This window comes from Clostridium sp. JN-9 (genome assembly GCF_004103695.1).
Lineage (GTDB): Bacteria > Bacillota > Clostridia > Clostridiales > Clostridiaceae > JN-9.
In genome coordinates, this window is sequence record NZ_CP035280.1 from 2,646,245 (window position 1) to 2,659,450 (window position 13,206).

Here is a 13,206-nt window from a genome sequence, read left to right on the forward strand (position 1 = left end):
TATGGCTCTGTTATATTATAATGTGGATGATACTATAAATGGTTATGCAAATGTTTACAGCAAATTTTATACAAACGGACAAGCTATTCCCTCCATGTTAAAACATCCACATTATTCGCTAACAGAGCCATATACTTATACTAAAGCAGGAAAGATTAAAGAACAGGGAACAAAGATTGTTATTTTGCTTACAGTAAAACTTAAATTAAAAATTTTCTGCCGAGGCAGAAAATCTCAATTATTTAATCTTTGTTCTTTAATCTTTAATCTTTAGAAAGGGCCTTGCATCAGCAGTTTTAACTGCTAATGCGACAGCCCCAAAAAAGTTCTTACGTTTACTTCTTAGTTCTTAGTTAAAATAGTATTATTTTTGCGGCGGATTGAATATGTCAAATGGGAATTTCACATCATTTTCAAAGAAGTCACATACATCATCTGATGGGTCGACGCATTTTTCTGGTTTGCAGAATCCTGAAGATTTTACTATAAGGTTAACTGGTCTTACTGATTTTATAAGTGTAAACAATCCCAGTGTTACTAAAAAGTTTTTATCAACAGATCCTGCTATAGGTACTGATTCAAATTTCAAAAAGTTTACGCTGGCTTCTACAATAACATATGGCAGACTTTGTGACAGGGGTTCAAATGCTGATCCATTTTTAAAATCAGGAAGATTAGTTACAATAGCAACATCTGATGACTTTGATCCAAATAATGTAACAGTTTTAGGAAAAATACTTTTCTTAGGGCCTGCAGCTGCAGAATTGCCTTTTACATTATAGTTAAATGTATATTCTATATCTATGTCGAAATATCCCCTTTTGATGTTATTAGGCCTTACATCTTTTATTTCAGGGGTAACTGTTAGTGAATTATTAAAGGTAATTGGTACATGATCACAATATGGCGTACCATTTAAATTTAAAACAGGTAATATTAAGCAGTCCTGCTGCCTGCAGCTGTCATATATTTTATAGGCAAAAATGCATTCTTCCTTATTGCATGTTTTATCAAGGCTACTGATATCCATACTTTCCATTTACGGCCTCCTACTAAATTAAATAACATGTGTTTAAATATCATTCTCAATTTAAAAATACATGCAAATTTGCATGATAAGTCTTTAATATTATAATATGAGCTGCTTTTCCATATGTTACATATATTAAAAGAATTATTTTATTTTAATAAGCATAATTTATATAAATGGAATTATATAAGGAGTTCTTAATATGGAATACTGCAGTGCTTTTATTGTTAAAAAAAGCAGCGGAGAGCTTTGGTATTTCTTTTATGAAAAATCCAAAGGCATTGTTGGCATAAATTTTTGTAATAATAAAATAAAAAATAATTTAATTGCAGCAGAAAGCGCCATTGATAATTTTACTGTGTATATTAATAGCAAGGATGAAATAAACATTTTCTATGAAGATATAAATGGCAGCATTTCTGTAGCAGTACCTGAAAATAATACCTTTAAAAATTATACTTTGTTCAAAAGAAAATCAGAAAACCATGAAAAAGTGCAGTTTCAAGTTGCAATGGTAAGAAATAATATTTATTTATTTTACTCCATTTCCAATGAATATGAAAAAGATGGAATACTTGTGTACCAGACATTTAGTGAAAGCTTAGGATGGAGCAGGCCTAACTTTATTGACACCATATATATTGAAAAAAATAAAAGCTTTAGTGTACTAAAACAAGGTGAATATATATTTATATTTTATGTAAAACATGACAGCAGATTTACTTTAGTTTATAGGATTTTAAACACTTTGGACAAAAGATGCAGTGAACGCACCATTATGGATTATAGTGATTTCACATTTTTAGATTATGAAATGCTTTTAATTAATAATTCAATTCATGGACTTTATATTAAAAGTCAGGGCAGCTTTTCTTCATTAATATACACTAATGGCAGCAATACTGAAATCTCCAGGCAGCTTTATATTAATTCCTGTGCAGTTATGTACCTGGACAATGAAATATATTTATGCTGGAATCAGGGTAAAAAGCTTAATTACATTAATTCCTCAGAAGGCTCAGTAATTAAAACTGTAATAAGTCCTGGTGAAATTATAAAAGCCGGTTTTATATCTAATTATTCAGAGGATAAAAATAATACGGAAATTAACTCAATTTATATATATGTAAAAAATTATATACCCATTGTACTCTTTGCTGATTTGTACATATATATGGGTGGGGCTTCAGATGATAAATATACTATACTGCTTAAAAAGTTTCAGCAGAAGAAATATAAACTTATAAAGGCTGAAAGTGAAATCACCCTTAAATCATCGGAAATATATAATCTTCAGCAGATAATAAAGAAAAAAGATGCTGAAATAACACTGTTAAACAGTAAACTGCAGCAGCTTAGCACTGAAATAAACAGATTAAATATAATTATCAATGAATTAAAGGAAGAAAAAAAACCAGGCAGCGGTTTATTCGGCTTTTTTAAAGGCAGAACATAACATTATTAAAATATGTTACATTCTGCCTTTAACTTTACTTTATATTTTCATCTTTAAGAAGAGGATGATTCTGCTTTTTTTCTTTAACCAGACTTATCTGATTATCAACTAATTTTCTTTCTAAATCTATAAGTTTGTATTTTGATGACTGCAGGCGAAAGTTTAATTCCTTATTTTCTGTCTTTAATAAATTGTACTGTTCCATATATTTTTGGGTTGTCTGCTGCATAATTTCCAGTTCTTTTTTAGCTTTCTCCAGTTCAAGATCCTTTTCTTTTATAAGCTCAGAATTTTCGCTGTCTTTTACTTTTTCCTGAAGCTCAGCATTGTATTCCTCAAGATGTTTCATCTGCTTCTTAAAGGATTCTATCTGCTCTTTCAGGGCAGCATCATTATTTTCAGCCTTATTACATTCCTTAATGGCTTTATCATATTTATCCTGAACCTTGAACATATCATCCACCACATTAATGGCAGAAAGTACAGCAGCAGAAGCAGTACTTAATTTATTATTGCCTTCAATAATATTCTTTACTTTCTTATCTACATAACTGGCTACCTTATGTAAATATTCCTCTTTTTCTTCGCCCTTTAAATTATATTCAACGCCATTTATTTTCACTGTTACCACATTCATCCAAACACCCTCTTGAAAAGTTCTTATTTCTATTTTAGCACAAATTTACTTTATGTAAAACATGAATTGCCATACTTTATCTAAGTTGTGCCCCTAATTTCATTTCCAGTGTTCTAAGGATCTTGTCATGTACCTTATTTACTTCCGCATCTGTTAATGTTTTATTTTCCATTCTGTATGTTATAGAATAAGCAATGCTTTTTTTACCCTGAGGAATCTGCTTTCCTTTGTAAACATCAAAGAGCTTTATGCTCTCAACCATATTTCCGCCCTGTTTATGCATTATTTGTTCTATATCTGAAACAAGAGTTGATTCATCCACCAAAAGTGCCATATCTCTTGTAACAGCAGGGAACTTAGGAAGAGGCTTATACTTCTTTTCAGGGTTTGAGTGCTTAAATAATGTATCTAAATTTATCTCAGCCACGTAGCATCTTGTGTCAATTCCATAGTTAGCTGTAACATCTGGATGGATTTCTCCAAGCACCCCTGCATAATCCTTTTTAATATAAAGTGAAGCTGTTTTCCCAGGATGGAAAGTTGGATTTTCTGATTCTCTCTTAAAGGATACATTGCTTATATTTAAGGCTTCCAATACATTTTCAACTACACCCTTTAAATTAAGATAATCCACATTACCATACATTCCTATGGACAAAACATTTGTTTCATAAGGAAGCTTTTCAGCATCTTCATTGGCAGCATAAGTTTTTCCTATTTCAAACAGTGCTGCAGTTTCATTGCTTCTTGAATAATTTCTTGAAAGAGATTCCAGCATTGATGGTATAGTAGTGGTCCTCATTATGCTGAAGTCCTCACCAAGGGGATTTCTAATGGTTACCACTTTTCTAAGAGGGCTGTCCTTAGGAATTAAAATCTTATCAAAAACCTTAGGACTTACAAATGAATAGCTTATGGACTGATTTAATCCGCTGTTTATAAGTGCATTTAACACCTTGTCATCCAAATGCTGCTTTTCATTTTTTCCTCCACGTACAGATACAGATCTTATCATAGTTGTAGGAATATTATTATAACCATACATTCTTGCAATTTCCTCTGCCACATCTTCTCTTATATTTATATCTCCTCTGAAAGTTGGCACAACAGTTATCAGTGTATCACCATTAGCCTTAGTATTTAACTCTAATCTGTCCAGATATTCCTTCATTTCAAATGGTGCAATATCTGTTCCAAGGAATTCATTTACCCATTTGCTGCTGACTTCAACTGTATGTTTTTCTGTTTTTTCATTGTAAATATCTATAGTATCCTCTAATATATCGCCGCACTGAAGCTGATTTATCAGACTGCATACCCTGTCTAATGCAGTTTCGCACATATTAGGATCCAGATCCTTCTCGAATCTTCCGGAGGCTTCAGTTCTTATTCCTAATTTTTTAGATGAAACTCTTATATTTGTTCCATCAAAATCAGCACTTTCAAAAACTACAGCTGTGGTATCATCCTTGATTTCTGAATCAAGTCCTCCCATTATTCCTGCAATACCAATGGCTGTTTCATTATCTCTAATAGTAAGCATATCATGTGATAAATCTCTCTCTACTCCATCTAAAGTGGTAAACTTTTCTCCAGGCTCAGCTCTTTTTACAACTATTTTTCCTGATTTTATCTCTCTTAAATCATAGGCATGAAGCGGCTGTCCAAGCTCTATCATAACAAAGTTAGTGATATCTACTATATTGTTTATTGGTCTTACTCCTGCCTCTAAAAGTCTGTCCTGCATCCATCCTGGTGAAGGCTGGATTTTTACATTTTTAATCATTCTGCTCATATATCTTTTGCATAATTTATCATTGACTTCAACCTTTATATTGGAATTTATACTTTCCTTTGAAGTGCATTTATAATCAAGTGCAGGCATATTATATTTTGTATTTAATGTAGCAGCTGTTTCCCTTGCCATACCAACAATACTTAAGCAGTCTGGTCTGTTGGATGTAATTTCAAAATCAATAATGGCATTGTCAAGGCCAAGCACCTTCTTAATGTCCTCTCCAATTACTGTATCCTGTGGAAGTATCATAAGTCCGTGAACTGGTTTGTCTCCAGCTATTCCAAGCTCTTCCTCAGAACAGAACATTCCATTGGAAACTATTCCTCTAAGCTTGCCTTTCTTGATTTTAAGTCCTCCATGAAGGGTTGAACCGTGAAGAGCCACTGGAACTATATCATTTTCCTTCATATTTGTAGCAGCTGTAACTATTTGAATATTTTCATCTTTTCCAATATCCACCTGGCATACAACTAATTTATCTGCATCAGGATGCTTTTCTATTTTTAATATTTTTCCTGTAACTACATTTTGAATTTCTTCTCCTGTAGTTATAACCTCCTCCACCTGTGAGCCGGATAGTGTTAATCTGTCTCCTAATTCCTTTGCTGAAATATCTATATTAACATAATCTTGTAACCATTTAACTGGAACCTTCATTTTTTTACCTCCTCTAAAATTGATTTAAGAATCTCATATCACTTTCATAAAGCTGTCTTATATCATCAATGCCGTATTTAAGCATAACCATTCTGTCTACTCCAAATCCAAATGCAAATCCACTGTATACTTCAGGGTCAATGCCGCAGTTTCTAAGTACCTGTGGATGTACCATTCCGCAGCCAAGAAGCTCTATCCAGCCGCTGCCTTTGCAAACTCTGCAGCCTTTTCCTTCACATACAAAGCATGTGGCATCCATTTCTGCAGATGGTTCTGTGAATGGGAAGTGGTGAGGCCTGAACTTTGTGTTTACCTTTTCACCGAACATTTTCTTTGCAAACATCTCAAGTGTTCCCTTTAAGTCAGCAAAGGTTATGCCCTTATCAACTACCAATCCTTCCATTTGATAAAAAATAGGAGAATGAGTTGCATCTACTGCATCTGAACGATAAACCTTTCCTGGAGCTATCATCTTTATAGGCGGTTTATTATTTTCCATAGTTCTTATCTGAATTGGAGATGTCTGGGTTCTTAAAACTATATTGTCATTGATATAAAATGTATCCTGTTCTCCACGTGCAGGGTGGTTCTTAGGTATATTCAATGCTTCAAAGTTATAATAATCAAGCTCCACCTCAGGTCCTTCTTCAATGGTGAATCCCATGGATATAAATATCTCCTTCATGGCCTCAAGGGTTATGTCAAGAGGATGTCTTTTACCTATAATCTGCTTTTTACCAGGCATGGAAATATCTATGACTTCATTTTCAAGCCTATTCTTCTTTTCAATTTCTTTTATTTCATCTGAGGCCTTTGCTATAAAGTCTTCTATGTTTTCTCTTACCTCATTTGCTATTTTGCCTACAACTGGTCTTTCATCCTTGGTAAGTGATCCCATACCTCTAAGTATTTGTGTTAATTCACCCTTTTTGCCAAGATATTTAACTCTGATATTTTCAATTTCGCTTACATTTGCAGCTTCCTTTAATTCCTTTAAGGCACTGTCTTTTATGCTTTTTAGTTTTTCCTTCATTTTATTTCTCCTTTCCTTACTTTTGAAATTTACAATAAAAAAAACGCCCCTAAAAAGGGACGAATTATATCCGCGGTACCACCCAAGTTAGCATAAATGCTCACTTTATTTTATAACGGTAAAAGCCGCCAGCTGCTACTAATAGTCAGAAAAAATCCAGCTAAATTTACAGTTAGAACTCCGGAGTGAACTTCAATATCATTACATTTAAAAAAGCTCTCAGTCTAAGGCTTTTCATCCCTGAAAATTTTATGATATCTACTCTCTCCATCAAAATGTGTACATATATGTTTATCTTTTTTATATTTTACATATTAATTATCATAATGTCAAATTTTATTCAGCTTTTGTCTTACTGCTTCATACATCATAACAGAAACAGCCACAGCTGCATTTAGAGACTCTGCATTTCCAGGCATGGGAAGTTTGGCCTTAATATCCCCAATGTTCATAATCTCACTGCTGATACCACTGCCTTCATTTCCCACAGCAATGATATATCTTCCTTTTAAATCAATATCATAGAAGTTCATATCTGCATCTAGTGTACTTACTATTAATTTAAAGCCTTTTTCTCTTAAACTGTTAAGCAGCTCTAAGTTTTCATCCTCTATAACAGGCACATTGAAAATGGAACCCATAGTGGATCTTAATGTCTTATTATTATAGACATCCACTGTGCCCTTTGTTAATATAACTCCTAAGGCACCAGAAGCATGTGCTGTTCTTATAATGGTTCCAAGATTTCCGGGATCCTGAACCTTATCTGCCAGCACATAAAAGCCTTCTTCAAAGGAAATATTGTTTTCCTTCATGGCAACCACTGCCAGCACTCCCTGAGGTGTTTCAGTGTCACTTAAATACTTTATAACATGATCTGATGTCCAATATACATTGGTGCCTTTTTTAACTTTAGCTTCAAAACCGTAACTGTTCCATTTATCTCTGGAAGCTTCTGAAACAAATATAGTTTCCACATTAAAGCTGGATTTTAGAGCTTCTTCTGTGAATCTAAAGCCTTCAACTATGAATTTCCTGCTGAGTTTTCTGTATCTTTTTTCCAAAAGCTTCTTTGCATTTTTTATCAGTTTATTTTCTTTGCTTCTTATTATATCCATATATTTAATACCTGTTATTTTGTGAACATATCTTCAATTTTGCTTAATTCCTCTGTACCGCCTATGGCAACTATTATATCCCCCGGCTCTACTACATCCTCAGCGTTAGGTGAAGCATTAATATCGCCATCATGTTTTATTGCCACCACGTTGACACCATAGTTTGACCTCATGCTCAGCTCTTTTAAGGATCTGTTATGCCAGTCCTTAGGAGCCACTACTTCTGCAATGCTGTAATCAGGAGAAAGCTCTATATAATCAAGTATACTTGATGATACAAGATTATGTGCAACTCTCACACCCATGTCTCTTTCTGGAAGTACTACCCTGTCAGCACCTATTTTATAAAGCACCTTAGCCTGGAGCTCATTATTAGCCTTTGCAATAATGTATTTTACTCCAATTTCCTTTATAAGCAGTGTTGTCATTATGCTGGCCTGGATATCCTCTCCTATGGTAATTACAGCTACATCAAAATTGCTTATTCCAAGTGCTCTTAAGCTATTTTCATCAGTGGCATCAATCTGTACAGCATGTGTTACGCTTTCAGATATATTCTGAACTGTTTCTTCATCTATATCAACTGCCAATACATCATTTCCTAGTGCATATAAGGTCTTTGCCAAAGAACTCCCAAATCTTCCTATTCCAATAACCACAAATTGTTTCTTGCTCATTTTATACACCCCTATCCAACTAAAATTTTTTCTTCAGGATATTTAATCATATCTTTTCCTCTTCTATTAGCTATAGCTAACAATAATGTAAGCGGTCCTACTCTTCCTGCATACATTGTAAATGCTAAAAGAATCTTTCCTATAGAAGTCAGCTTTGGAGTCAGTCCCAAAGTAAGTCCAACAGTGCCGAAAGCTGAAGTAGTTTCATATAATAAATATTCAAATGAAAATCCCTTTTCAGTAACAGATAAAATCATAGTTACAGTAATTACCAGAAGCAAGCCTACTACTGATACAACAAGTGCCCTGTATACTACTTCTTTAGATACTCTTTTTCTAAATACTTCGGTATCATCCTTGCCCTTAATGCTTGATATCACTGTCATAACAAGAAGTGCTGCAGTGGTTGTTTTTATACCTCCTGCTGTAGATCCTGGTGATCCGCCTATGAACATTAAAATCATAGTTAAAAATCTTCCTGCAGGGCTCATATCTGCAGTTGAAATAGAGTTAAAGCCTGCTGTTCTTGGTGTAATTGATGCAAATAATGAGGACAATAACTTTCCTTTTAATGACATATCCTTCATAGTTCCAGGATTATTATATTCAAATAAAAACATCAATATTGCTCCTCCAAAGATCAATATTAATGTTGTAGTTATAGCAAGTTTTGAATGAAGCGATAATTTCTTAAGACCTTTATAATTATATATTTCCTGCCATACGAAAAATCCTAATCCGCCGCAGGCTATTAATCCACCTATGGTAAGGATAATTACACCATTGTCATAGTATGATGTTAAACTTTTAAAATTACCCATTAGATCAAAACCAGCATTACAAAATGCTGATATAGCATGAAATATGCTGTAATAAATGCCTTTTAAAATGCCAAATTCAGGTATAAACTGCGTTGATAAAAGTAATGCTCCTGCACCTTCTACTGAAAATGTAAAAATAAGAACATATTTAGCCATTTTTACTAAGCCCTGAAGTGTAAAAGAATTTAATGATTCCTGCATTACAAGTCTTTCTCTAAGTGTTATCCTTTTTCCTATAAGTAAAGCAAATAATGTGGCAAAAGACATAAATCCAAGGCCGCCTATTTGTATTAAGCACATAATAACTGTCTTTCCAAAGTATGTCCAGGTTGTTCCAGTATCTACAGTTATCAAACCAGTTACACAAGTAGCAGATGTAGATACAAATAAACAATCTATAAAGGGTACACTTTTTCCGCTTTGGGATGCTATAGGCAGGTTTAACAATATGGCACCTGTTAGTATAACCAAAGCAAACCCTATTGCCAGTATTTGAACAGGCTGGAGCTTTATTTTATCAGTCACTTTAATATTTACCACCACAAAGATTCCCCCTCTATTTTTATGCCAACTCCAACATAAACATATATATTATTATAGCATGGGCATTGGTTTTGTCAATTTATTCAAAAATAAAAAGTGCAGCACTTAATATGCCGCACTTATGTACAAATAAATGTTATGCAGTTAATTGCTTCTTTGCAATTTCTACCAGCTCAGTAAATGCTTTTGGATCATTTATAGCTATCTCTGAAAGCATTTTTCTGTTTATATCTATTCCTGAAAGCTTAATGCCATTCATGAATCTGGAATATGACATTCCATTCATTCTTGTAGCAGCATTAATTCTGGCTATCCATAGCTTTCTGAAATCTCTTTTCTTTAATCTTCTTCCAACATAAGCATTTCTTAATGCTCTTATAACTGATTCATTTGCTGTTTTAAACAGCTTGCTCTTTGCTCCGTAGTATCCTTTTGCAAGCTTTAATACTTTTTTATGATATTTACGAGCATTCATAGCTCTTTTTACTCTTGCCATTATGAGACCCTCCTTTTATAAATCCACGATTATAGGTATGGTAGTATCTTCTTCATTGTTTTTTCCTGTGTGCTTGAAACATAAGCAGTTTTTCTAAGATTTCTCTTAGTTTTTGTTGATTTCTTTGTTAATATATGACTTTTAAAAGCCTTAGCTCTTTTTAATTTACCTGTACCTGTAAGCTTGAATCTCTTAGCGGCACCTCTACTTGTTTTCATTTTTGGCATGATAAGTTCCTCCTCTCAATGTTTATGCTCTTTTGGGAGCTAAAATCATTATCATATTTTTTCCCTCAAGCTTTGCTGGTTTTTCAACCACACATACATCTTCAATTATAGAAACAAAGTTTTCAAGGATCTTATGTCCTATAAATGAATAATCTGCCTCTCTGCCTCTGAACCTTACTGTAACTTTTACTTTATCTTCAGCTAATAAGAATTTCTTAGCATTTGCAGCCTTGATTTCAATGTCATGTTCTTCTATCTTTGGACTTAGTCTGATTTCCTTTAAGCTGACAACCTTCTGCTTTTTCCTGGCATCTTTATCTTTTTTAGATTGTTCATAAATAAATTTACCAAAGTCCATTATTTTGCATACTGGTGGTTTCGCATTTGGCGAAATCATTACCAAATCTAATTCCTTGTCCTCAGCAATTTTAAGTGCATCCCTTGAAGCTACGATTCCCAATTGAGCACCATCTGCATCAATTAATCTAACTTCCTTTTCCCTAATCTGTTCGTTCATTAAGTAATCTTTATTAATAATTTTCACCTCCGGGTATATTTTTACATTAAAAAAAGGACGGTACAAGCCGTCCTAAATTACAATACAACACAAAGGATTAATTCACTTACCTTATTAGCAGTGCCATAAGGTGAGAAACGGCTCGTTTCTGCTTAACAAATAAAATTATACTATCTTATATTATTATTGTCAACAAATTTTTATTCTAATCCATTGATTTTATTATCTACCTCTGCTTTTATTTTTACTATGAAGTCATCAATGGCCATTGCTCCAAGATCCCCGCCTTTTCTGCTTCTTATAGCAATGTTTCCTTCGCTCATTTCCTTGTCTCCAAGTACTATCATGTAAGGTATCTTCTGAAGCTGTGCTTCTCTTATCTTATATCCTATTTTTTCATTTCTTAAGTCTGTTTCAACTCTAATGCCTGCGTCCTTTAATTTATTAGCTACAGATTCCACATATTCACTTTGATTTCCTGTGATATTCATAATCTTTGCCTGAACAGGAGCAAGCCATACAGGAAATGCACCTGCATATTGTTCAATAAGGATACCAATAAATCTTTCAATACTTCCAAATACAACTCTGTGAACCATAACTGGTCTGTGCTTTTCTCCATCAGCACCAATATAGCTTAAGTCAAATCTTTCAGGCATCTGGAAATCCAGCTGTATTGTTCCGCACTGCCATGTTCTTCCTATGCAGTCTTTAAGATGGAAGTCTATCTTTGGGCCATAGAATGCTCCATCTCCTTCATTTACCTTGTATTTAAGTCCAGCTTCTTTTAAGGCTTCTCTTAATCCATTTGTTGCTGCTTCCCAGTCTTCATCGCTTCCCATGGAATTTTCTGGTCTTGTTGATAATTCAACATAATATTCAAATCCAAATACCTTGTAGAAGGAATCAATTAATTTTATTACATTTAGTATTTCACCTGTAATCTGATCCTTTGTCATAAATATATGAGCATCATCCTGAGTAAAGCATCTTACCCTCATTAATCCATGAAGTGCACCGGATTTTTCATGTCTGTGAACTAATCCTAATTCAGCAAGTCTTATTGGCAGTTCCCTATAGGAATGCTTTGTATTCTTGTAAACTAAAATTGCGCCAGGGCAGTTCATAGGCTTTATAGCATAATCATTATCATCAATTTTTGTGAAATACATGTTTTCCTTGTAATGATCCCAGTGACCTGACTGATGCCAAAGTTCCTCATTTAATATTATTGGAGTTTTTATTTCATCATATCCAGCCTTTGTGTGAACCTCTCTCCAGTAATTCTCCAGTAGATTCCTTATAATCATTCCCTTTGGATGGAAGAATGGGAATCCTGGTCCTTCTTCATGTATGCTGAATAGGTCTAATTCTTTGCCTATCTTTCTGTGATCTCTCTTTTTTGCTTCTTCAAGCATTTTTAAGTAATCATCCAGATCGCTCTTTTTAACAAATGCTGTTCCATATATTCTTTGAAGCATTTTATTCTTTTCATTGCCTCTCCAGTATGCACCAGCTATGGACAAAAGCTTAACAGCCTTAACTTTTCCAGTTGATGGTACATGAGGTCCTGCACATAAATCTGTGAAATCTCCCTGCTTATAGAAAGAAATTATTTCATCCTCAGGTAAGTCTTTTATAAGTTCAACCTTATAGTTTTCTCCCTTTTCCTCCATAAATGCTATGGCTTCTTTTCTTGGCAGCTCAAATCTTTCTAATTTCAGGTTTTCTTTTATTATTTTGTTCATTTCCTTTTCAACTTTATCAAGCATTTCAGGAGTAAATGCAAAATCTGCATCAAAATCATAGTAGAATCCAGTATCAATAGCTGGTCCAATTGCTAATTTAACATTTGGGTATAATCTTTTCATTGCCTGAGCTAATATATGTGAAGCTGTATGTCTTAAAATCCATTTCCCCTGATCATCATCAAATGTAACAATTTCAAGAGAACAGTCCTTATCTAATACAGTCATAAGCTCAGCCTTTTTTCCATCAACTACTGCACCAAGTGCTTTTTTAGCTAATGCAGGGCTAATGCTGGCTGCTACTTCAGCAACCTTTACTCCACTTTCAAACTCCATTATCTTTCCATCTTTAAGAGTAACTTTTATCATAATAACCTCCTTACAATTACCATAATAGCTTTTTAAACAAAAAATAAAAAAACTCCTCCCGATTATGGGACGAGTATTA

At 33.7% G+C, this 13,206-nt stretch carries 13 protein-coding genes and 3 other annotated features (1 of these 16 running past the window's edge); of the genes, 2 read left to right on the forward strand and 11 right to left on the reverse strand.

All coding sequences use genetic code 11. The annotated features are described in order from the left end of the window. Position 1: 1 nt before the first annotated feature. Positions 2 to 274 (forward strand): hypothetical protein, encoded by a 273-nt coding sequence (locus tag EQM05_RS12780; RefSeq protein ID WP_128750389.1) that lies wholly within the window; start codon positions 2 to 4, stop codon positions 272 to 274. 90 nt (positions 275 to 364) lie between these two features. Here the strand turns inward: EQM05_RS12780 and EQM05_RS12785 are convergent, their stop codons facing one another. Continuing rightward, on the reverse strand, positions 365 to 1,039 hold the full coding sequence (locus tag EQM05_RS12785; protein ID WP_128750390.1) for a hypothetical protein: 675 nt from the start codon (positions 1,037 to 1,039) through the stop codon (positions 365 to 367). Between the two features lie 193 nt (positions 1,040 to 1,232). Here EQM05_RS12785 and EQM05_RS12790 point away from each other — a divergent pair, with 193 nt between their 5' ends. Further along, entirely contained in the window at positions 1,233 to 2,486 is a 1,254-nt protein-coding gene (locus EQM05_RS12790) for a hypothetical protein (protein ID WP_128750391.1), read from the forward strand. Between the two features lie 34 nt (positions 2,487 to 2,520). Here EQM05_RS12790 and zapA read toward each other — a convergent pair whose 3' ends face one another. The 10 genes from zapA to thrS form a co-directional block, all read right to left on the reverse strand. Beyond that, entirely contained in the window at positions 2,521 to 3,123 is a 603-nt protein-coding gene (gene zapA, locus EQM05_RS12795; RefSeq protein ID WP_128750392.1) for a cell division protein ZapA, read from the reverse strand. A gap of 76 nt (positions 3,124 to 3,199) precedes the next feature. Continuing rightward, positions 3,200 to 5,578, reverse strand: a complete 2,379-nt coding sequence (gene pheT, locus EQM05_RS12800; protein WP_128750393.1) for a phenylalanine--tRNA ligase subunit beta — start codon at positions 5,576 to 5,578, stop codon at positions 3,200 to 3,202. A 13-nt stretch (positions 5,579 to 5,591) separates the two neighbouring features. Further along, positions 5,592 to 6,611, reverse strand: coding sequence for a phenylalanine--tRNA ligase subunit alpha (pheS, locus tag EQM05_RS12805; RefSeq protein WP_128750394.1), 1,020 nt, complete (start codon positions 6,609 to 6,611; stop codon positions 5,592 to 5,594). 52 nt (positions 6,612 to 6,663) lie between these two features. Next, positions 6,664 to 6,894, reverse strand: a binding site (T-box leader). Between the two features lie 46 nt (positions 6,895 to 6,940). After that, complete coding sequence (locus EQM05_RS12810) at positions 6,941 to 7,729, reverse strand: RNA methyltransferase (RefSeq protein ID WP_128750395.1); 789 nt, start codon at positions 7,727 to 7,729, stop codon at positions 6,941 to 6,943. A gap of 14 nt (positions 7,730 to 7,743) precedes the next feature. Next, positions 7,744 to 8,406, reverse strand: coding sequence for a TrkA family potassium uptake protein (locus EQM05_RS12815; RefSeq protein ID WP_128750396.1), 663 nt, complete (start codon positions 8,404 to 8,406; stop codon positions 7,744 to 7,746). 11 nt (positions 8,407 to 8,417) lie between these two features. Beyond that, positions 8,418 to 9,770, reverse strand: a complete 1,353-nt coding sequence (locus tag EQM05_RS12820; RefSeq protein ID WP_243108071.1) for a TrkH family potassium uptake protein — start codon at positions 9,768 to 9,770, stop codon at positions 8,418 to 8,420. 136 nt (positions 9,771 to 9,906) lie between these two features. Further along, complete coding sequence (gene rplT, locus EQM05_RS12825; protein ID WP_128750397.1) at positions 9,907 to 10,266, reverse strand: 50S ribosomal protein L20; 360 nt, start codon at positions 10,264 to 10,266, stop codon at positions 9,907 to 9,909. Positions 10,267 to 10,295: 29 nt separating this feature from the next. After that, positions 10,296 to 10,493 carry a 50S ribosomal protein L35 gene (gene rpmI, locus EQM05_RS12830; RefSeq protein ID WP_128750398.1) on the reverse strand — a complete coding sequence of 66 codons (198 nt, stop codon included), beginning with the start codon at positions 10,491 to 10,493 and terminating at the stop codon, positions 10,296 to 10,298. Between the two features lie 22 nt (positions 10,494 to 10,515). Continuing rightward, complete coding sequence (gene infC / locus EQM05_RS12835) at positions 10,516 to 11,010, reverse strand: translation initiation factor IF-3 (RefSeq protein WP_243108072.1); 495 nt, start codon at positions 11,008 to 11,010, stop codon at positions 10,516 to 10,518. Positions 11,011 to 11,053: 43 nt separating this feature from the next. Continuing rightward, positions 11,054 to 11,170: a sequence feature (ribosomal protein L20 leader region), on the reverse strand. A 40-nt stretch (positions 11,171 to 11,210) separates the two neighbouring features. Continuing rightward, on the reverse strand, positions 11,211 to 13,127 hold the full coding sequence (gene thrS, locus EQM05_RS12840; protein ID WP_128750400.1) for a threonine--tRNA ligase: 1,917 nt from the start codon (positions 13,125 to 13,127) through the stop codon (positions 11,211 to 11,213). Positions 13,128 to 13,189: 62 nt separating this feature from the next. Beyond that, positions 13,190 to 13,206, reverse strand: a binding site (T-box leader) (it continues 211 nt past the right edge of the window).